Genomic DNA, 21,044 nt, shown 5'->3' with positions numbered 1-21,044 from the left:
TGAGCGCGTAGCGTGGAAAACGGCGAAGCCTTTTCCACGCGTCACCTCCAGGCCACCTCGGCTCAAGGGCATGCCCCATCGCCTGGATTACCGTAATCCGAGCTCCAGCGGCCTGCGCAGCTACAACGGTAGAGCAGCCATTACCCCTTCGGAACCGACTCCGGCCGCAGAGAGGGCAGCATGTGCGCCACGTAATCCGCCTTGCCCAGCTCGATCCCTTCCTTACGCAGGATCGAATACGCGGTCATCACGTGGAAATAGAACTGCGCCAGCGTCCAGTCACGGGCGTACTGCTCCGCCGTCAGGTCGAAGATCATCCCGTTTGCCAGCTCATGGGCGATCGGCTTGTCCGCCTCCATATTCAGCGCATCGGCGGCGAGGCCGTCGAGCAACGCCACCGTTTCATCGATCCGGGCATAGGCATCGGCCAGCGTGCCCGGCCGCTCACCAGCGTGCCGCCCCTCGTCCAGCAACTCGTTGATCACAGCCGGAAAGGCCTCTCCCCTCAGCCGGCACACCGCCTCCCGCGCCTGCACACAGGCAAAGCGAACCTGAGTCGACAGCGGAAACATATCCGGCGCCAGCCGCGCGGATAACAACCCCTGCGCCTCCGCTTCCGGTAGCTGGGCCTGCGCTTTTTTCAGCCAGCCGGAGAGGGTTTTGAGCATTTGCGTGTAGGTTGGGACGAGGAGGGTTGTGAGCTGCACGGGTTCTTACCTTGTGGTAGACGAGACCGAATTAGCAGACCAAGTGGCTAAACCACTTGTTAGGCTTGTGTAGGTTGCCTTGTTTTTAGCCAGGCTTCGATTTTTCCACGTATTTCAGGACCAAAATAACCGCCCCGTGGATTTTTTACGAACTTTATATGTTCGCACTCTAATGAACTATCGATATTCCAAGCCCAGGCAGCTCTACAGACGACAATGAATCTCTCGCCTCTTTGAGCTTGTGGAATTAATACACTGTGAAGATAGCCGATTGCAACTTGTGAGCTCGGAAGCTTCGCAATTATTGATGGGGTTAAAAGTCTTGCATCCTTGGAGGCGTACGAGCAAACATTGAATATAGAGACATTACTAGCAATCTGCTCTTCTGTCATATTGCCAATTCTGACCCTTGGCAAAAACCATCTCTTCCATCTAGCAAACCAAAGGGGGAAATCACTTTCGCCTTGGATTTGTTTAAAAAGTCGCTCTCTGGATTTATCACTGTCAAAGATATTCCTGTCTTCTTCCTCAAATCCTGGATTCAGAAAGAGCGCCACCACAGGTGCTGTTTTTAACCGGCCGTTGATATGCCCAGGAGGTACATTAAGTTCAAAAACTGCTCGATGTTCATTAAGGACACCAATGTCTTTTGGATGAATGCACGCTTTTTCGGGTAGATCCTTCCAGAATTCAAATATCATAATTTTTAGCAAAAGTTTTTAGATAATCATTAAGCAATTAAAGAATAGCTAACCCGAGCGCAACATGGATGTTTTTTCAAATTGACATTATTTTTTGGCAGCAGTGCCAGGCGATTTATACGCGCCGGGATATCAGGGCGGGAAAGGAACAGAAAATACATCCATCCCTTTTTACGACCATTATGAAGCTAGTCGACGAAAAATAAATTGCCCCGCTTTTCTATAAAGATGAAAGAATGCGGTTACCACTATAATCAAAATCCTTAACCCTAACTTCAATGCTTTCCACCAAATCACTTAAATTAGAAGCAAGCTCACGCACCGAATCAAGCGAAATTGAAAGTCTGTTTCCTTCTTTGTCATAGCCGCCTCTGTGCACGCAATGATGCCTGATTGTTATAGCCTTAAAAAACCAGCCGACATCTCCAAAATCGAAACCCAGCACAGATTTATACATTTCTTTGGTTTTATGTAGATTATGAAATATTAGGTCCTTAAGATACTTCTCAATTTCACTACTTAGAACTTCCTGCCTAGAAAATATTTCCGACAAAGAAAACGTTCTCTTTGAAAATTCCGGGTCGCTTTCCACTAAAGACCTGACTAAGACATCAGAAGATTTAACATGCTCGATGAATGTTGAATACAAATACCCTTCAGCCGCAGCTACGGCGTGACCATGAAGCATCACAGATAGCCCGTGAATTACATCTTCAGAAAACTGAGATTCGACAAGCAAATTTATGGTTTTCAACTGTTGCCGAAAAATAAGGATTCGCTGGCTGTCCTCGCCGAGCCAAGGCAGTTCTTCTTTAGATTCTGATGGATACGGCACTCCAACCCGAGGATCAATGTCTCCATTATCTACGGAACACTGAACCCCATAGAAACTACTTCGTAGAGAAACGATGTACGGACGCCCGCAACTGTCACACTCTAGCTCATGCTCGGTCTCAGTCTCCGCTTTACGCTCTTGCTCCGTTGAAAATCTTGATGCCGGATATATCAAGCTATCCTCAACGACACTCCCGCATTCACAGTCAAAATTCACATCGAGATACATACACTTATCCAAACCGAACAAGAGATAGAAAGGGAAGTAAATAACAAACGGGGCAGATTAATTATTATTCTTACAACTCTCCTGCCGGTTAGCGCGCCTTGGCGCCGGACCGGGACGTTGCTCCAGCAGAGAGGTAGATCGTCTTCCAGCAGCTTTTCCAGCCGCCCGGCAAAACGCCGCTCACCGGGTGTTTCGAATCGGCATTGCGAGCGAACAGGAAACAAACGCGCCATCTGTACCTTCCTTGGTAGCGGACCGGTGCAGATCGTGCGTCGCAGCGGAACCGTGATCGAGTGCGCAATTCCTGCGCGTGATGGCACATTAGCCACTGCTTCCGTATGGGTAAAGCAGACCATGGATCAATCCTCGGTTTTTCACGCCGTCACCTACGCGTGATCACTTGCGCCATTTGCACTTTCCCGCCGCCTACCCTGTCCACCCCTGCATGGCTCAGTTGCGGAGGTGATCGTGGAAGGCATGTTTTTCAGTAGTGGAGCGACGCTGATACGCACGCTGGTGGTGGGCGTGCTGGCCTATATCAGTCTGGTGTTGCTGTTGCGCCTGTCGGGCCGGCGGACGTTGTCGAAGATGAATGCGTTCGATCTGGTGGTGACGGTGGCGCTGGGCTCGACCTTCGCGACGATTCTGCTCAATCGCGATGTGTCGCTGGCCGAGGGGGTGCTGGCCTTGGCGCTGTTGATCGGGCTGCAGTACGCCGTCACCTGGTCCAGCGTGCGGGTGGCGTGGGTGCGGCGTACGGTGACGGGCGAGCCGGCGCTGCTGTTCTTTCGCGGGCGTTTTCTCGGCGATGCCTTGCGCGCGGCGCGGGTGACCGAGGATGAGGTGCGGGCTGCGGCGCGCAGTCAGGGGCTGGCCGCGCTGGATGGCATCGAGGCGGTGGTGCTGGAAACCGATGGCAGTTTCAGCGTGATCACAGATGGCGCCGGCGACAGCCGTTCCACGCTGGACGGGGTGAATGTGCCGGGGCCGAACGAAAAGGGCGTTTGAGGCCGTGGCACCCTTCACCGGCGGCTGATCGACGGGCCTGCCGCCGGGCGGCCGCGCCGGTTCGGTTGCCGCCACGCGGTGGTGCCGCCAGACTCGTTGCTTCCCGCCACCCCTTCGATGCGATTCCCACCGATGAAAACCAACCTCGACGAAATGCTCGCCTTTGTCAGCGTGGTCGACAGTGGCTCGATCAGCGCCGCGGCCGGGCAGCTGGAACAGACCGCCTCGGGTGTCAGCCGGGCGTTGAGTCGGCTGGAGGACAAGCTGGCGGTGACGCTGTTGCGCCGCACCACACGGCGCCTCGAGCTGACCGAGGAGGGCGAGGTGTTCCTGGCGCAGGCGCGGCGCATTCTGGCCAGCGTGGAGGAGGCCGAGGAGCAGATGGCGCTGCGGCGGCAGACACCGGCAGGGCGCCTGCGGGTCAACACCGCCTCGCCGTTCATGCTGCATGTGATCGCGCCGCTGATCGGTGACTTTCGCGTGCGCTACCCGCAGATCGAGCTGGAGCTGTACAGCGACGACCGCATCATCGACCTGTTGGAGCGGCGCACCGACCTGGCCATCCGCATCGGCCCGCTGCCCGATTCCAGCCTGCATGCACGGCCGCTGTGCCACACCATGCGTAGGGTGCTGGCGAGCCCGGCCTATCTGGCGCGGCATGGCGCACCGCAGCAGGTCGAGGACCTGGCGGAGCACAGCCTGATCGGCTTTACCGAGCCGGACCGGCTCAACGAGTGGCCGCTGCGCCATGCACTGGGCGAGAGCTGGCGGATCACCCCGGCGCTGCGTGTCTCCAGCGGCGATACAGCGCGTGAACTGGCGCTGGCCGGCGAGGGGCTGGTGTGCCTGTCCGACTTCATGACGGACAAGGATCGCCAGCGCGGCGAGCTGATGGAGGTGCTGGCGGCGCAGCGCGTCGACGTGCGCCAGCCGATCAATGCGGTGTACTACCGCAACACCGCGCTGGCTTCGCGCATCGGCTGCTTTATCGACTTTCTCAGCGAGCGCCTGGGCGCGTAGCCGGACACCAATCAGCCGTTGCCGAGCATCTCGCCAACCTTGGTGGCGAAGACATCGATGGCGAAGGGCTTGGTGATCACCGCCATGTCCGGGCCGAGAAAATCGTTGGCGGCAAAGCTCTCGGCATAGCCGGTGGCGAACAGCACCTTCAGGCCGGGCCGTTGCTGGCGGGCGATATCGGCCAGTTGCCGGCCGTTCATGCCGGGCAGGCCGACGTCGGAGATCAGCAGGTCGATGCGCTGCTCGCTCTCGGTGATGCACAGCGCTTCGCTGGCTTCGCCGGCCTCCAGCGTTTCATAGCCCAGCTCGTTCAGCACCTCGACCACCAGCGAGCGGACCACCGGCTCATCCTCGACCACCAGGATGGTTTCGCCAGCGCCTGTGGGCGTGCGCTCGGGCTCGTGGGCGAGGGCGGTGACTTCGCCCTGATGCACCGGCAGGTAGAGGTGCACCCGGGTGCCGATGCCCAGCTCGGATTCGATCTGGATGTAGCCCTTGGCCTGCTTGATGTAGCCATACACCATCGACAGCCCGAGCCCGGTGCCCTGGCCGATCGGCTTGGTGGTGAAGAACGGCTCGAACGCGCGGGCCATGACGTTCGGCGCCATGCCGGTGCCGGTGTCGCTGACGCTGAGCAGCACGTACTCGCCGGCGCCCAGGCCACGTTTCTTCGGGTCGGGCGTGTCGCCCATGGTGAAGCTGGCGGTGGACAGGGTGATGCGGCCGCCGCTGGGCATGGCGTCCCGCGCATTGATGACGAGGTTGATCAGCGCGCTCTCCAGCTGGTTGACGTCCATGCAGGCGGGCAGCAGCCCGGCGCTGAGGCGCGTCTCGATGGCGATGTTCTCGCCCGTGGTGCGATGCAGCAGGTCCTCCAGCGAGGCCACCAAGTGGTTGACGTCGACCGGCCTGAGGTCGAGCGCCTGCTGCCGGGAGAAGGCCAGCAGCCGCTGGGTCAGCGCGGCGGCGCGCTGGGCGGACGTCACGGCGGCACCGATATAGCGCTCCAGCTCCAGCGCCTCGCCACGCTGATGACGACGCTGCATCAGGTCGAGGCTGCCGATGATGCCGGTCAGCAGGTTGTTGAAGTCGTGGGCGATGCCGCCGGTGAGCTGGCCGACGGCCTCCATCTTCTGCGCCTGGCGCAGGGCTTCTTCGGCGCGGCTGCGCTCGGCGACCTCGGTGGCTACCCGCGCCTCGAGAGTCTCGTTGAGCTGACGCAGGCTGTTTTCGCTGACGCGCAACGCGTGTTCGGCATGCCGGCGTGCGCTGATGTCGGTGCAGGCGCCGGCAACATAGGCCAGCGCGCCGTTGGCATCGCGAAACGCCTTGGCCTTGCAGGCCAGCCAGCACTGCGCGTCGGCACGCAGCAGGCGAAACTCCGTGGTGTAGTCGTCGCCCCTGGCGTAGTGCTCGAAGGCCAGCCGCACATCGGCGCGGTCTTCGGGGTGAACCTGCTCGACGAAGGCATCGACGCTGGTGACCTTCAGCCCGAGCGGCAGGCGGAAGAGCTGCTCCAGCGCGCTGTCCAGGCTGAGGCTGCCATCGCTGAAGAACCAGGTGAAGGTGCCGATGCCGGAGCCGAGCAGCGCAGCGCGAAAGCGCTCCTCCAGGAAGCTGAGACTGGTGCTGCTGCCCTGGCACAGGACGTCCTCGGTCACGTCTTCGACCTGATGGATGATGTAGAGCACCGCGCCGTGCTCATCGAGCACCGGGACATTCAGCGGCCGCCAGTAGCGCAGTTCGAAACCGCCGCCTTCTGCCGCAGGCCGCGGGATGTCGTAGCGAGTGATCGCCATGCGGTCCGGCGCCCGGGAGCGCAGCACGCGCTCAAGCGAGTCGCGCAATACGCTGGTGCCGAACTCGGTCGGATCGTCCGGGTTCTTGCGGAATACGTCGAACACTGGTCGGCCGATGCTTTCTTCCCGGCGCATGTGGGTGGCGCGCAGTTGCGCATCGCTCGCGGCCAGGATGGTGAAGTCCTGATCGGGCGCGAGGACAAGATGCAGGTTGGGGACGGCTTCGAATATCGCCTGATAGTTGAGCATCTGCGTCATCGGACAAGCGGAACCTTTGAATGGAAACCTCGCGGGGCGGCTATCCACCAGCGCGAAGCTGCATGGTGGGGTTGAGCGTGCGTTTCCCTCGCTGCGGCAGGGCGTAATCAGCGAAGCCGATCAGGCCTGGCGCGTTTGCATATTCAGCAGAGGCGGCGATGGCGACGATGGTTCCAGCCACCTGACGGAGCGCAGGTGAATACCGGGTCAGGACGACGCGCGGGCATTTTTTGCTCGGCCGCGCGGTCGCCGGCAGCTGCAGGAAGCGGCCCCGAGGGCCAGGCGAGGCCAGGGCGGTAGCAGGGTGGTGCAGATGATCGGAACGGCCGCAGCGGGCCCAGGCGATGCGGCCCTGCCCAGCGAAGTGCTGAACAGGGCCGCGGGTCGTTCGCTCTGTGCGGTGGCAGCCGCCGCCTGGCGTTACTGGCCGAGCAGACCGGCGTTGTGCGCCGAGCCGAAGGCGAAACCGACGAATTCCTGCACGCTCATGTCACGGCCGTTGAAGGTCACCTTGTCGTTGGCGTAGTGCAGCGAACTGACCAGGCGCTCGCCTTCCAGGCGCGACCAGCCGGTGTTCAGCGCCATGCCGCTGAACAGCTCGGTGGCGGCGTCCGCTTCCTGCTGCAGTGCCGTCAGGTCGAGCTGGCCGTCACGCCGGTTGTTCTGCGCAACCAGCCCGGCGATGTCACGCACCAGATCCTTGTCGATACCGGCGTCGGCCTTGAGCGAGGCGAGCATGCTGGTGATCATCGCATCCGGGGTGAAAGCCTCTGCGCTCGGGGACTGCAGGTCGAGCACGACGGACAGGCGGGCGGAGCCGTGGGCGGTCTCGAAGCCGAACTCGTCGAGGGCCAGGCTGGGCTTGTGTTCGAGCAGCTCAAGAGCACGGGTTTGCAGTTCCTGCTGCTGGGCGTCGGTCATGCCGGCGAAGGACTCCTGCGGCGTGGCATTGCCGTCGAGAATTTCCCTGTAGCTGGCCACCAGCGCCTTGAGGCTGCTTTCCTCGAGGTTACGCAGGCTGAAGGCGAGGGCGAGGTTGCGCAAGGTCTGGCCTTTGGCGCTGATCTCGCCGATGCGGTAGGCGATGGTCTGGTCGAGACCACGGCTGCCGCGGCTCAGCACCTCGTCGACCGAGGCGTTCTGGATGACCACGGCCGGTTCGTCGCCCGCCTTGATATCCATGCGCTCCAGGGTGATGGCGGACGGTCCGAAGCCGATGCCATCGGCATAGTCCTGCTTGTCCGCACTCAGGCCGATGCCGCGCAGGCTCACCTGTACCGGCTGACCGCTGTCGGTGCGCTTCCGATCGAAATCGACTTCGGCCAACTGGCCGTCCATGCGCACATTGCTGCCGTCCTTGTCTGCCGCGAAATTGAGGGTGGCGGGGGCGATGCGCATGCTGCCGTCTTCATCCTCGATGTTGAAGGCAGGGGTACGCAGATCGCCGGACTGGCCGCCGTCGTAGCCGATGGTCACCTCGCCCACCAGCGGCACGTTGCCGGCGGCGGCATCGAACAGCTTCTGCGTCAGCGGGGTGCGCTCGAGTTCGAAGTGGCTCTGCGCGGCAACCGGCACCAGCTGGCCACGGGCCAGGCGCGATACGGGGAACGGGCCGTGTTCGAGGCGATCGTTCAGCAGCAGGCTGTACTGACGGTCGTTGCCTTCGTCATCCGGGATGTTGAAGTCGATCTGGTAGCGCGCGGCGCTGGACAGCAGACCGCGCTCGAAGCTGAGCAGCGTGAGGCTGACATCGGCAGCCGCGCCGACGCTCATCTCGCGCAGCTTGAGGTTGGCCTGGTCGACGGCATCGCGGGCGGTCGATTCGACCTGGGTGCTGGTGTAGACGGTGGCGGCGCCGAAGAGCGCCAGCGATACGGCAACGGCGAGTGCAAGCTTTTTCATGGAAGCATCCTGTGCGGCGGCTGGGCAGACGTCCTGTCAGCCGGTGGTTGGCAAGCGGCGGCACTCTAGCAGCGCGCTTCGGCGGGCTCCAGCGCGCCTGGCAACGGGATGAAAAGGCTGAGAACGTCGCAGCAGATTCGGGCGGGACGACACGTCATGCGCCTTCGCCGCCCGGCCGGCGGCGCTAGTGGGTGCTGTCGGATTTCGGCATCGGGATGGCCACGCTGCTTTCGATGCCGCCGGCCTCGGCGTCACCTTCCTTGTAGAAGGGCTCGATTTCCTCACGGGCCTGTTGCCAATGCTCGGCGTCCTTGCCTTCGGGCTGGCCTTCGGCTTGCCAGATTTCATAGGCGCGCTGGCGGATTCGTTCGTCGACGTTCATGTGACAACCTCCTGGTCACGGGCCCGCGAACGCGAGCCGCTAAGCAGTGGAAAGGGGGCTGCGGTGGAGGTTCCGGCGGGGCGACGAGCGCGCTTGGCCAAAACGTCGCAGGCTGGATAGCGCCGCGCATGGAACCGCCGCCGCTGGTGCGGTCGAAGCTCTGGATTAATGGCGCCAACTGGCGTTTCATTCGCTTCGCGCTGCGCCCGCCAGGGCCGGCGTACCGCCTTTTCGCACAGGACTGACCGATGAGTATCGCCCCCAACGCAGGACGCCTGCCCGACCCGCACACCCTGACCCACCTGCCGCGCCTGGTGGCGCGCTACTACAGCGACCGGCCGGACCCGTCCGACCCGGCGCAGCAGGTGGCGTTCGGCACGTCTGGGCACCGCGGCTCCTCGCTCAAGGGCAGCTTCAACGAGTGGCACATCCTCGCCACCACCCAGGCGATCTGCGATTACCGCCGCCAGCAAGGCATCGACGGCCCGCTGTTCATGGGCATGGACACCCACGCGCTGTCCGAGCCGGCATTCATCTCGGCGCTGGAAGTGCTGGCGGCCAACGGCATCGAGACACGCATCGACGCCGGCTGCCCGGAAACCGGCGGCGAGCCGGGCTATACGCCGACCCCGGCGATCTCCAACGCGATCCTCAGCTACAACCGCGGCCGCACGAGCGGGCTGGCCGATGGCATCGTCATCACGCCGTCGCACAACCCGCCGGGCGATGGCGGCTTCAAGTACAACCCCACCAATGGCGGCCCGGCCGACACCGGCGTGACCAAGTGGATTCAGGAGCGCGCCAATGCGCTGTTGGTCGCCGGTCTCGATGGCGTCAAGCGCATGGATTACCGCCAGGCGCTGAAGGCCGCCACCACCCAGCGCTTCGATTTCATCGACGCCTATGTCGGCGGGCTGGAGCGGGTGATCGACCTCGACGCCATCCGCGGCTCGGGCCTGAAGTTCGCCGTCGACCCGCTGGGCGGCGCCGGCGTGCACTACTGGCCGCGCATCGCCGAACGCTTCGGCTTGCCGCTGGAGGTGCTGTCCACGGTGGTCGACCCGACCTTCCGCTTCATGCGCCTGGACTGGGACGGCAAGATCCGCATGGACTGCAGCTCGCCGCATGCCATGGCCGGGCTGATCGAGAACAAGGACCGCTTCGACGTGGCCTTCGCCTGCGACACCGACCATGACCGCCACGGCATCGTCACCCGCTCCGGCGGGCTGATGAACCCCAACCATTACCTGGCCGTGGCCATCGAATACCTGTTCACCCATCGTCCGGGCTGGAGCGCCGAGGCCGGCATCGGCAAGACGCTGGTGTCCTCCTCGATGATCGACCGTGTTGCCGCCGGCATCGAGCGCCGCCTGGTGGAAGTGCCGGTGGGCTTCAAGTGGTTCGTCGACGGCCTGATGGATGGCAGCCTGGGCTTCGGCGGCGAGGAGTCGGCCGGCGCTTCGTTCCTCGACAAGCAGGGCGGCGCCTGGTCCACCGACAAGGACGGGCTGATCCTCGGCCTGCTGGCCGCGGAGATCACCGCAGTCACCGGCAAGGACCCAAGCGAGCGCTACCAGGCGCTGACCGACCGCTTCGGCGCGCCGGTGTACCAGCGCATCGACGCCGCGGCCAATCGCGAGCAGAAGGCACGCCTGGGCAAGCTGTCGGCGTCACAGGTCTCGGCCAAGGAGCTGGCCGGCCAGCCGATCACCCGCATCCTCACCGAGGCACCGGGCAACGGCGCGGCCATCGGCGGGCTGAAGGTGGAAACGGCGAACGGCTGGTTCGCCGCGCGGCCGTCCGGCACCGAGGACGTCTACAAGATCTACGCCGAGAGCTTCGAAGGCGAGGCGCACCTGGCGCGCATCCAGGCCGAGGCCAAGGCGCTGGTGGATTCGGTGCTGGCCGGCTGAAGACTACGACCCGGCGTCAGGCGTCAGGCGTCGGGCTCCAGCTGCTGGCGGTCACTGATGTTGACCGCCAGCTGCGCGGCTTCGACGTCATCGGTCAGATAGCGGCTGTTGCCATCGGCATCGGTGACCCGATAGACCATGGCGATATCCGGGTGGCGCAGATGCTCGGGAATGGCGTCGCCTTCGAGCTTGGTCACGGTCACGCTCATGGCTAGGCTCCTGTTGGCGGGATCTGTCTGGCATCTGACTGCGCCGCAGCCGATGCGATCCGCTGCAGCCGGGCGCCGCGCATCCGCTGCGACGCGAGCGACCGCTCAGGGTCGCGCATCCAGCGCTTTTTCCACCTCGAGTTCCAGCGCATACGCCGGCTGCTCCACGGAGCGGTAATCCAGCGTATAGCGCCGGGCGAACTCGGCGACGCCCCAGTCCAGATACTGTTCGACGTGCTTGAGCTCGTGGGCCCAGAGCGCGACGTTGTCCTGCGCGTCGCTGGCGTGGCGGAAGACGATGACGTCGATCAGGGTCACGGCATTGACGTCCGGGTTGCGCAGCAGGGTGTTGCCGGCATTCAGCGCCACCTCGTCGCCGACGCGGTAGTGCGCGCTTTCCAGCACCGCGAGATCGAAAAAGGGCTCGAGCTGCGAGCGGATATGCAGCGGCATCGGCTCGACGCCGCCCGCCACCAGCCGGTCCCGCGACTGCTGAATCCAGTTCTGCAGCGCCAGCGCGGCCATCCGTTGCATGCGGTCGTACACGGCCTGGGTATCGGTTGCCGAGCCGGGCACGCAGAGGCAGCTGCCACTCAGGCAGATCGGTTGCTGGCCGGGCGGGCAGGCCGTCTGTGCCAGAGCCGGAGCGCCGGCCCATGCGATGCCTGCGAGTAGCAGGGTGAGACGGCGAAGAAGCGGGGTGAACGACACGCGAAGTCCTCGAAGGCGAGGGCGAGCCCCGGGCCGGTGCGCACTATAGCCGTGCGCCCGGGGCTCGCGAAGGGGGCCTTCAGATCACCGGCGACGCGGCGCTCACCACGCGCAGGGCCAGGCCTTCGTAGGGGTCGAGGTTGAAGGTCAGCTCGCAGTTCTCGGTGAGATCGCCTTCGACCCGCTCATGGATGATGTCCACCACCGGGCCGGGCGCCACGCCGGGCAGGCAGACGGTTTCGCTGATGGTTTCGGCGCTGAAGTTCAGCGCGGTGATCTGCACGCCTTTGCCGGCTGGCAGCTCGTGAACCATGATCAGCAGGCCCGGCGCCTGCACATCCGGAATCAGGATCTGCTTGCTCCCGGCAATGTCGTAGGCCTGACGCACGCTGAGGATGCGCTTGAGCTGGCAGGCGAAGGAGCCGGTTTCCTGCAGCTGCTGCACCAGGCTGCCGTACAGCGAGCGGGCTTTCGGCAGGCCTTCGGCGGACACGGCGGTATCCGGTGCGAGTTCGGCGAGGTCGTAGGCGCCGCGGTTGATCCAGCGCGTGTCGCCGTCGCCCATCAGGTGCTCGACCTGTTCGGCCGGCAGCGGCAGGGCGCCGACCAGATCCCAGCCGGACAGGGCGAACACGCCGGGCTGCATGGCATTGAACATCACCAGCAGGATATGCAGGCGCTGGATCTGCTCGACCTCGGCCGGGCCGATGGCGTCCAGGTCACGGATGTTCAGCGCCGCCGCGATGACGCTGGCGGTGGTGCAGGCCACGCCGTTGGTGACGAACTTGAGGTTGTAGGGCGCATGCTCGCCGGTCAGCCGTTCGTACAGCTCCTCGCGGATCAGCTCGCGCAGGTGTCCGCCGGGCAGTGTCTGGCCCTTGTAGTGGTAGTGGTCGTAGGCGTGCAGGGTCCAGAAATGCACCAGCTCCAGGGTCAACTCGTCGTGGTTCTGCAGTGCATGGATCAGCGAGGCCGGGTCGATGCCGAAGGCGTGCACCTCGCGCAGCATCATGCGCAGGAACTCGGTGTCACCGGTAAGCAGCGCGTGGTGATAGGCCGGACGGGTGATGAAGTCGTAGGACAGGTCGGCACCGCCATGGGACATCGCGGCGATGTCGTCGATGGTCAGGTTCAGTTCCTGGAAGCTGAAACCGCCGGCCTTGCGGATCGCGCCGGCGAGCAGCTGGTTACCGGTGACCGACAGCGGATGGCCTTCGGACCAGGCGGTGCCCTCGGCACGCCGCTCGACACCGAGAAAGCCGTTGGCATCCAGGCGCAGCACGCGCGCGCCGGCCACGTCGATGGCGTGCAGGGCATCGCCGATGATCAGCTGCTGGGCGGCGAAGGTCGGGTCGAGCCAGTTCAGCGACGGCTGGCCTTCCTTGAAATAGTGCAGATAGACCCAGCGCCTGACCTTGCCGTCGACGCCGGTGATTTCGCCGGTGACGCTCCAGTCGGTGTCCTTGATGCCGGGTTCGAAGAAGATCACCCGCTGCAGCTGGCCGACGATGTAGTGCTTTTCCTTGAGCCGGTCGACCACTGGCGGCTCCAGATTGACCGCATCACGCTCCGGCGGCACCTCCGGCAACAGCTCCCAGTCCTCCTCGCGGATCTCGACCATGTGGTAGAGCCCCGGGTAGTCGCCGTAGGCCATCTCGGCGAGGCGGAAGTCGGCGCCCTTGCCGGTGTGCGCCGGGACGATGTCGTCGATGACGATGGCGTTGTGCGCGGCGGCGACTCGACTGAGCTGGAGCATCTGCTCCTCGGTGCCCAGGGCCGGGTCGATGTCGAAGCTGATGCGGTCGAAGTTGCCGTCGATGGTCGGCGTGAATTCGCGCCCGCGCAGGCCGCCGGAGCGCTTCATCGGGCCGTTGTGAATGCCTTGCACACCCAGTTCGGAGAGCGCGCTCCACAGTCGGTCGTCACCCAGCGCCTCGAGCACCGAGCTGCCCTCGGGGGTAATGATGGCCGCGGGGTAGGCGGTGAACCACACCGAGGCGATGGCGCTGGCATCGCGCGGCCGCGCCTGCGCGTAAGGCCGCTGCCAGAGCCGCGCCTGGCCGGCGTAGAGCCGCGCGCGCTCGCGGGCCGCATGCAACATGGACTGCTCGACCAGCCACTGGATATAGCTATTGTCTGGGGTGCTCATTTCGACGTCGGTTCCCGCTGTGCTAAGGGAAATGTAGTCGTTTGAGTCGGCCGCTCGGCCATCGTTGCATCGAATTGATCGCCGCACGCCTGCCGCCGGCGGGAACCGTGGCGGCAGCGATGCCTCGAAAGGCCCAGGCGATAAGCTTTGCTCATCCAACTGCAGACCAATCGTGGAGTTATCGATGCTGCGTCTTCCCCTGCTGTCCGCGTGGCGGTCGCTGTCCGGCTTCGGTCTGCTGCTGGGCACGCTGTTTTTCTGCGCCGCGCTGACACCCTCGCTGGTGCCGCGCTCGACGCTGAGCCAGGGCGTGCTGGCCGGCGCGGCGCTGGCGGTCGGCTACGGCATCGGCGTGCTCTGGCGCTGGCTGTGGCGCTATCTGGGCCTGCCGGAGCGCCCCGAGCATCTGCACGAACGGGTCAACCTGCTGATTGCCGCCGTGTGCGTACCGCTGGCGGGTTTCTTTCTCAGCCAGGTTGCCGGCTGGCAGAACGCCGTCCGCGCGCTGATGGGCATGCCGCCGGTGAGCAGCGCGCATCTGATCGAGGTGGTCCTCACCGCGCTGGCGACCTTTCTCATCCTGCTGACGCTGGCGCGACTCTATCGGCTGGTGTCGCGCTTCGTCTCACGCCATGCCGACCGCATCCTGCCGCGCCGGGTGGCCAACGTCATCGGCGTGCTGGTGGCGCTGGCGCTGTTCTGGTCGCTGGCCACCGACGTGCTGGTGGCACAGGCGCTGCGGGCGCTGGATGCCTCGTTCGCCCAGTACGATGCGCTGATCGAGCCGGAAACGGCGCCGCCCGATTCGCCACTGAAAAGCGGCAGTGCCGCCTCCGCGCTGCGCTGGGAAGAGCTGGGCCGCACCGGGCGCGGCTTTATCGGCTCCGGTCCGTCGGCGGCAGATATCGCGGCGGTCAGCGGCCGGCCGGCGCTGGAACCGATCCGCGTCTATGTCGGCCTGCGTGCCGCCGAGACGCCAAGCCAGCGCGCCCGGCTGGCACTCGGCGAACTGCAGCGCAGCGGCGCCTTCGAACGCTCGGTGCTGGTGGTGGTGACGCCGACCGGCACCGGCTGGATCGATCCCGCCGCGATGAACACCGTGGAATACCTGCACCACGGCGACATCGCCAGCGTGGCGCTGCAGTACTCCTACCTGAACAGCCCGCTGGCACTGCTGGTGGAGGCGGATTACGGCCGCGACGTGGCCCGCGCGCTGTTCGCGGAAATCTATGCCTACTGGACGCAGCTGCCGCCCGAGCGGCGGCCGCGCCTGTATCTGCACGGGCTGAGCCTCGGCGCCCTGCATTCACAACGCTCGTGGGAGCTGCACGAGCTGCTCGGCGATCCCATTCATGGCGCGCTGTGGAGCGGGCCGCCGTTTCGCAGCGACCTGTGGCGCAGCCTCACCGACAGTCGCAACGAGGGCAGCCCGGAGTGGCGCCCGCAGTTGCGCGATGGTCGTTTCGTACGCTTCATGAACCAGCAGGGCACACCGGAGCCCGCCGATGCACCCTGGGGGCCGATGCGCCTGCTCTATCTGCAGTATGCCAGCGACCCGATCACCTTCTTCGACCACCGCTATGCCTGGCGCCGGCCGGATTGGATGAGCGAGCCGCGCGGGCCGGACGTGTCGCCGTCGCTGCGCTGGTTTCCGCTGGTGACCATGCTGCAGCTGGCGGTAGACATGGCAGTGACCACACCGACACCGCCCGGCTACGGCCACGTCTACGCACCGGCCGACTACGTCGATGCCTGGCGGATCGTCAGCGCCCCGGCAGGCTGGAGCGACGCCGCGCTGCAGCGCCTGAAGCAGCATCTGGCCCAGGAGCTGGCTCGCGCCAGCGAGGAGGACAGCGAAGAAGCCGCCTACGGTAACCGCGGCGGCTGAATGGCGCGCACTGTCCTCGCCCGGGCTCGCCTTGGTCGAGCGCGCAGGCGGCGCCAGCCCAGCAGTACGCCGCTAACGGCGATCGCCAGCATGCCGGCGCTGAACGCCAGCAGCAGGCCGTCACGCAGCAGCGGCCGTTGCAGCAAGGGCAGCCAGTCCCAGCTGTGCAGCAGCTTGAACACCCAGCGCACCGCACGCCGGCGCTGGTCCAGCTGCTCAATCACGGTGCCGCTGTAGGGATCGATGTGCAGCCAGGTCACGGCCGGATCGTCGAAACGCACCCGCAGCAGCGGCATGCGGCGCGGCAGATGGCTGTAGAGGCTTGGTTCGCTGCGGGCGTAATAGTGGAAATCCTCGTGTTCCAGCCAGTCGAAGTGCAGCGACTGCTCCGGCCAGGCCTCGTGGACCTGGCGCTCCAGCACTGCGCGCTCAAGGTGCTCCTGCGCCGGCCCGGCGGATGCCACGGGCAGAATGCGCGTCTCGCCCCTGGCATCGATGCCGAACATATAGGGCTGCTCGCCGAGCATGTGCCACTGCAGCTCCACCGGTTCGATATCGGCCTCGCGGAATCGGGCCAGTGCGGAGACAAGGTCCGTCTTGACCGCCTCTGCGTTCAGCGGCGTACTTCTTAGCGCGGCGGCCTCGATGGTCGAACGTTTCTCGAACAGCCCCCAGGGCTCCATCGACAGCATGCCGCTGACCAGCCAGACCAGCAGCACGACGCCGGCTAGTAGCCCGCCGACGTGGTGCACACGGCCAGCGCCGGCCGGGTAGGGCGAGTGCGAGCCGTTGCGGTAACGCCCGGCGAAGCGCCAGCGCAGCAGCCCGATCAGCATGCCCAGCAGCACCAGCACCGCAGCCAGTAACGCGCCGTAGACCAGCGCCACCGACCAGAGCGCCTTCGGCAACACTTCACGCAACGGGTAGAGCCAGTGCAGCCAGGCGCCCAGCAGGTTCCAGGCGCGCTCGTGGGCAGTGGCGTCGCGCACCACCAGCCCGGTGTGGCTGGAAACGTACAGCAGACGCCCTTCGGCATCGTCCGCCTGTACGCGATACAGCGGTCGCTCGCGAGCCAGGGCGTGGTTGCGCGTCCAGGCATCCTCCTCGACCTGGTCGAGCAAGTGCACCTCGGCACCGGCGAACTGCCGCGCACTGGCCAGGGCCTCGGCGGCGCCGATGTGCTCGATGCGCTTGCCGCTGCGCGCATCGACCACCAGCAACGGGCCGTCGCCGTAGTCCAACAGATAGCGCGGCGAGCCACCGGCGCCGGTCAGACGCAGGCTGAGCGGCGTGCGCGGGTCTGCGCTGACGGCAAGCGCTGCGCCTGGTGCGACGCAGCAATCGCCACCTAGCGGCTGCAGGCGTGACAGGTGCTCCTCTGGCGTCAGCTTGGGGTAGCCGACGAAGAGCATCACCACGCCGCTGACGATCCAGAGCAGGACGAACAGACCGAGCCCGATGCCCAGCCAGCGGTGTGCGAGGTACAGATAGCGCTTCATGCCGGTCAGAAGTCCAGGGTCACGGCCGCATACAGCGCGCGGCCATCACCCGGTGCATGCAGGGTCTGCGCGCCGTCGTACCAGACGTACTCGTAGTAGCGCTCGGTGAGGTTCTTCAGCTGCAGGTCGACGGCCAGCTGCTCGGTCAGCTGGTAACTGGCGCCCAGGTTGAACAGCACGTAGCCGCCGTACTTGCCCTGGGTGTTCTCGCGTTCGAGGTAGTAGTCGGTCTGGCCGTTGAGCCAGGCGCTGAGCTGCAGGTCCGGCGTCGCCTGGTAGGTGCTGCCGGCCGAGTACAGCCGCTGCGGCACGTGGTCGATCTGCTGGCCCTGACTGGCCGGCAGGCTCGGGTCGGCCTTCTCGATTTCGGAGAACTGCCAGGAGTGCGCCAGCCACAGATTCAGATCGCTGGCAGGGTAGAGGTTGAGCTGGGCGTCGTAGCCCCAGCGGCGGGTCTGCCCGAGGTTTTCCGATTCACCGCTGGGGTCATTGAGCCGGCGCCGCACCTCGTCAGTGGCCACCTGTTCCCAGTAGGCGACGCGCCCGTCGATCCAGTGCGCCGGGCTGAACTTGATGCCAGTCTCCCAGCCGTCGTTGATCGACGGCGAGAGATCGCTGGTGCGTGGCGGCACCTTGTAGGCCGCCGCCCCGGTGCCGATCTGGAAGGTCCGCCCCCAGTTGCCATACAGGCTCAGCTGCTCGATGGGGGTGTAGATCAGGCTGATCTTCGGCTGCTCGATGCTGCCGTAGTCGTTGATCGCGTAATCGTTGCCACTCAGCTCGTCGGTGAAGTCACCCCGAATGCGGTCGACGCGAAACGCCGGGATGATCTTCAGTGATTCCACCGGCTGGATTACCGCCTGCAGGTAGGCGCCGTAGCTGTCGTAGTCGAAGCGCTGGTCGCGGGTCTGGGTCACGACCTGGCGCTCGACAGTGGTGTAGCGCTCGCTGCGGTTGCGCTGCTGTTCGGTGTCCAGGCCGCCTTCGAGCGCCAGGTCATGGAGCCAGGACACGTCCGGCCGGTAGGTCAGCGAAGTACGTGCGCCGTAGTGCTTCTCTTCGGTCGAGCGGCGCTGTTGCGGCTGGGCCTGGGAGAAACGCACCCAGCGGTCGTCATCCAGGGTGTTGAGCCAGACCTTGGTCGCCCAGCTGAGGTCGCTGGCCAGCTGGCTGTCCAGGTGCAGGCTGAGCTGGTTCATGCGCCGCTCGCCCATGTCGCTGGACGACAGCGCATAGGACTGGCGGGGCGAGTGCCGTGCGTCCTCACGGGACAGGTAACCCGGCTCGTCGGCTTCGGCCTCGTAGTGCCGGGCGATCAGGCCAAGGCGCCAGTTACCGGCGTCCGGCGTGTAGAACCATTTGCCGGACAGGCTGGTGCGCTCGCTGCCGGCATGGTCGCGGTAGCCATCGCTCTTCTGCTGGCCGATGAAGTAGTTCTGCGTCCACTTGCCGCTTTCGATGCCCTTGGCCAGCTGCAGCTCCTGGGTGTCGTAGCTGCCGTAGCGCAGCCGCGCCTTGCCGTAGTCGCCACCGATGCGCGACTGCACGGCAACATTGCCGGCGATGTTGTACAGGCCGTAGCGCGGATCGTTGGTGCCACGCACCACCTCGATGCCGTCGATCTCCAGCGGGAACAGCATGTCCAGATAGGGCATGTTGCCGTCGTTGCTGTTGCTGGGGATGCCGTCGATCAGCAGCTTGACCGCGTTGACTTCGCCCTCGCCATTGAAGCCGCGAAAGGACAGCTTGCCGGAGCTGGTGCCCTGGCCGAATTCGGTGAGCATCACCCCAGGCGCACGACGGAACAGCTCCCAGCTGTAGAGCACCGGCTGCTGTTCGAGGATGTCGCCGCCAAGCAGATCGACCGAGCTGATCACGCTGCTGGTCGGCAGGCCACCACCCGACTGGGTTGCGGTGACGGTGCTGCTGCCCAGCGAAAGCGCGGAGGCGGCGGTACCGGCAAGGCTTGCCGGCAAATAGGCAGCGGCGATGGCCGCGATGAACAGACGGGGCAGCGCAGGGCGCCGCGAAGGGTGCGCAGGATGGTCGAACATCTCGCATGTTCCTTGTGCAACAGGCATGGCCGTACGGCGAATGGCCGCAGGCAGACGCCAGCACCACGTGGTCGGTGCAGGCAGTTCAGGCGAAGCAACGAGGGGTGACGCCGGCGGCGTCAGGCGAGGGGAGAAGCGCGAGGGTTGAGGGCTGGCCACTGTTGCCGTGGCGACGGTCGATAGACGCGTGATTCGGCGAGCCGGGTCAGCTGGCCGGCGGTGTGTTGCGGCAGTTGCGGCGCTGCACCGGGCAGCGCCGCCAGCCCCACCGAACCGGCACAGCAGCAGCAAGGCGGCATCCCGCCGTGCGCGCCATGGGTGCCCGGATCATGCTCGCCATGGACTGCCGGCGGGTGCAGCGCATGCGCCTGCTGCACCTGCGCCTGCATCAGCGGGCAATGCCCACTCCAGCCGAGCAGCCGCTTGGCATCCGCCGGCAACAGGCCAGACAGCGGCATGCTCAGCAGATGGATCAGCAGTGCCAGGCTGGCGAGCCAGGCGGGGAGGCGGCGGCGTGTCATCGGCGATCCGATCAGGCGCAGGTGCGAATGGCGTTCATGATAGGAACGACTCTCAGCAAAAAGAGTTGAGCAAACTCAAGAATGTTTGCAGAGAGGCCTGCAGACAGGTTCGCTGCGCGACGAACCTCGCTACGCAGCGAACCGTAGAGCTCAGCGGGCGTCGAGCAGCGCCTGCGCCGCATCGGCAGGCTGGCCGGCGAGCTGGCGCTGGGCCTGCTTCTGCTGCTTGTAGGCCAGGGCAGCGGCCGGCACCGGTGTCACCGTGCCGGTTTCCAGCCACTTCTTCAGGCGGTTGGCGTCGGCCATGTGGGTGTACTTGCCGAATGCATCGAGCACCACGAAGGCCACCGGGCGCTGCTTCATGGTGGTGCTCATCACCAGGCAATGGCCGGCGGCGTTGGTAAAGCCGGTCTTGCTCAGCTGGATGTCCCAGTTGTTCTTGCGCACCAGGGCGTTGGTGTTGCGAAAGCCGAGGGTGTAGTTGGGCTTGCGGAAGGCCACGGTCTTCTCGTCGGTAGTGCTGAACTGCTGGATCAGCGGGTACTGACGGCTGGCGCGGATCAGCTTGACCAGGTCATTGGCGCTGGAGACGTTGCGCTCGGACAGCCCGGTGGGCTCGACATAGTACGTGCGGGTCATGCCCAGCGCCCGCGCCTTGGCGTTCATCGCCTGGATGAACGCCGGGTAACCGCCCGGATAGTGGTGGGCGAGGCTCGCCGCAGCACGGTTCTCGGAGGACATCAGGGTCAGCAGCAGCATCTCGCGGCGGCTGATCTCGCTGCCGATGCGTACGCGGGAGAACACGCCCTGCATTTCCCTGGCATCGCGGATGGTCACCGGCAGTGCCTGATCCAACGGCAGCTTGGCATCCAGCGCCACCATCGCCGTCATCAGCTTGGTCACCGAGGCGATCGGCACCACCATGTCGGGATTGCTGGAATACAGCACTTCATTGGTATTCAGGTCGACCAGCAGTGCACTGCCGGAAGCGAGTTCCTGGACGGCCGGCTTGGCGGCCTGGGCATGAAGAACCGGCAACGAGGCCAGGCAGACGACAAAGAGACTGGCCAGGGTACGACGAAAGTTCACGATAGGTTTTTCCCCGCGATGAAAGGGCGAAATGCGCTGAATGCGACGTGGTAGACGTTACGCCAGTATAGGGAATCGCCAGACGGCCCGCCTGTTCCCGATGAACGGTTCGTCGGAAGCAGTCCGCTGGCTGCCGGCACGGCAGAAACATCCTGATGTGTCTCGCACTGC

At 64.7% G+C, this 21,044-nt stretch carries 17 protein-coding genes; 4 read left to right on the top strand and 13 right to left on the bottom strand.

Annotated elements, in window-relative coordinates:
* Positions 1-140 precede the first annotated feature (140 nt).
* The 3 genes from EA798_RS00190 to EA798_RS20505 all read right to left on the bottom strand — a co-directional run bounded on the left by EA798_RS00190 (position 141) and on the right by EA798_RS20505 (position 2,471).
* Complete coding sequence (locus EA798_RS00190; RefSeq protein WP_122097655.1) at positions 141-707, bottom strand: DUF1993 domain-containing protein; 567 nt, start codon at positions 705-707, stop codon at positions 141-143.
* 59 nt (positions 708-766) lie between these two features.
* Positions 767-1,408 carry a hypothetical protein gene (locus tag EA798_RS20510; RefSeq protein ID WP_147456773.1) on the bottom strand — a complete coding sequence of 214 codons (642 nt, stop codon included), beginning with the start codon at positions 1,406-1,408 and terminating at the stop codon, positions 767-769.
* A 220-nt stretch (positions 1,409-1,628) separates the two neighbouring features.
* Positions 1,629-2,471: a hypothetical protein gene (locus tag EA798_RS20505; RefSeq protein WP_147456772.1), complete on the bottom strand. Its 843-nt coding sequence runs from the start codon at positions 2,469-2,471 to the stop codon at positions 1,629-1,631.
* Between the two features lie 468 nt (positions 2,472-2,939).
* On the opposite strand from EA798_RS20505, the gene EA798_RS00180 reads away from it, so the two are divergent.
* Together EA798_RS00180 and EA798_RS00175 are read left to right on the top strand one after the other, a co-directional pair.
* A complete protein-coding gene (locus tag EA798_RS00180; protein WP_122097654.1) occupies positions 2,940-3,479 on the top strand; it encodes a DUF421 domain-containing protein in 540 nt (179 codons plus the stop codon).
* Between the two features lie 132 nt (positions 3,480-3,611).
* Entirely contained in the window at positions 3,612-4,499 is an 888-nt protein-coding gene (locus EA798_RS00175; RefSeq protein WP_122097653.1) for a LysR substrate-binding domain-containing protein, read from the top strand.
* A gap of 11 nt (positions 4,500-4,510) precedes the next feature.
* Here the strand turns inward: EA798_RS00175 and EA798_RS00170 are convergent, their stop codons facing one another.
* The 3 genes from EA798_RS00170 to EA798_RS00160 form a co-directional block, all read right to left on the bottom strand.
* Positions 4,511-6,556 (bottom strand): ATP-binding protein, encoded by a 2,046-nt coding sequence (locus tag EA798_RS00170; protein ID WP_122097652.1) that lies wholly within the window; start codon positions 6,554-6,556, stop codon positions 4,511-4,513.
* A gap of 420 nt (positions 6,557-6,976) precedes the next feature.
* Complete coding sequence (locus tag EA798_RS00165) at positions 6,977-8,458, bottom strand: YdgA family protein (protein WP_122097651.1); 1,482 nt, start codon at positions 8,456-8,458, stop codon at positions 6,977-6,979.
* A gap of 184 nt (positions 8,459-8,642) precedes the next feature.
* A complete protein-coding gene (locus tag EA798_RS00160) occupies positions 8,643-8,840 on the bottom strand; it encodes a DUF2934 domain-containing protein (protein ID WP_122097650.1) in 198 nt (65 codons plus the stop codon).
* Between the two features lie 248 nt (positions 8,841-9,088).
* On the opposite strand from EA798_RS00160, the gene pgm reads away from it, so the two are divergent.
* Positions 9,089-10,753, top strand: coding sequence for a phosphoglucomutase (alpha-D-glucose-1,6-bisphosphate-dependent) (pgm, locus tag EA798_RS00155; protein ID WP_122097649.1), 1,665 nt, complete (start codon positions 9,089-9,091; stop codon positions 10,751-10,753).
* A 23-nt stretch (positions 10,754-10,776) separates the two neighbouring features.
* Here the strand turns inward: pgm and EA798_RS00150 are convergent, their stop codons facing one another.
* The 3 genes from EA798_RS00150 to treS all read right to left on the bottom strand — a co-directional run bounded on the left by EA798_RS00150 (position 10,777) and on the right by treS (position 13,822).
* Complete coding sequence (locus EA798_RS00150) at positions 10,777-10,962, bottom strand: hypothetical protein (RefSeq protein WP_106156856.1); 186 nt, start codon at positions 10,960-10,962, stop codon at positions 10,777-10,779.
* Positions 10,963-11,067: 105 nt separating this feature from the next.
* On the bottom strand, positions 11,068-11,673 hold the full coding sequence (locus tag EA798_RS00145) for an eCIS core domain-containing protein (protein WP_122097648.1): 606 nt from the start codon (positions 11,671-11,673) through the stop codon (positions 11,068-11,070).
* A 79-nt stretch (positions 11,674-11,752) separates the two neighbouring features.
* Positions 11,753-13,822 carry a maltose alpha-D-glucosyltransferase gene (gene treS / locus EA798_RS00140; protein WP_122097647.1) on the bottom strand — a complete coding sequence of 690 codons (2,070 nt, stop codon included), beginning with the start codon at positions 13,820-13,822 and terminating at the stop codon, positions 11,753-11,755.
* Between the two features lie 184 nt (positions 13,823-14,006).
* Here treS and EA798_RS00135 point away from each other — a divergent pair, with 184 nt between their 5' ends.
* A complete protein-coding gene (locus EA798_RS00135; protein WP_122097646.1) occupies positions 14,007-15,710 on the top strand; it encodes an alpha/beta hydrolase in 1,704 nt (567 codons plus the stop codon).
* Here the strand turns inward: EA798_RS00135 and EA798_RS00130 are convergent.
* From EA798_RS00130 to pbpG, 4 genes are all read right to left on the bottom strand, one after another.
* On the bottom strand, positions 15,689-17,209 hold the full coding sequence (locus EA798_RS00130) for a PepSY domain-containing protein (RefSeq protein ID WP_122097645.1): 1,521 nt from the start codon (positions 17,207-17,209) through the stop codon (positions 15,689-15,691). The genes EA798_RS00135 and EA798_RS00130 overlap by 22 nt on opposite strands.
* A gap of 5 nt (positions 17,210-17,214) precedes the next feature.
* Positions 17,215-19,263, bottom strand: coding sequence for a TonB-dependent receptor (locus tag EA798_RS00125; RefSeq protein ID WP_122097644.1), 2,049 nt, complete (start codon positions 19,261-19,263; stop codon positions 17,215-17,217).
* A 119-nt stretch (positions 19,264-19,382) separates the two neighbouring features.
* Positions 19,383-19,784 carry a DUF2946 family protein gene (locus EA798_RS00120; protein ID WP_122097643.1) on the bottom strand — a complete coding sequence of 134 codons (402 nt, stop codon included), beginning with the start codon at positions 19,782-19,784 and terminating at the stop codon, positions 19,383-19,385.
* A 150-nt stretch (positions 19,785-19,934) separates the two neighbouring features.
* A complete protein-coding gene (pbpG, locus tag EA798_RS00115; protein ID WP_122097642.1) occupies positions 19,935-20,873 on the bottom strand; it encodes a D-alanyl-D-alanine endopeptidase in 939 nt (312 codons plus the stop codon).
* Between the last annotated feature and the right edge of the window lie 171 nt (positions 20,874-21,044).

It is taken from the genome of Pseudomonas songnenensis (assembly GCF_003696315.1).
Taxonomy (GTDB): Bacteria; Pseudomonadota; Gammaproteobacteria; order Pseudomonadales; family Pseudomonadaceae; genus Stutzerimonas; species Stutzerimonas songnenensis.
This window is presented reverse-complemented; position numbering and strand designations above follow the sequence as displayed.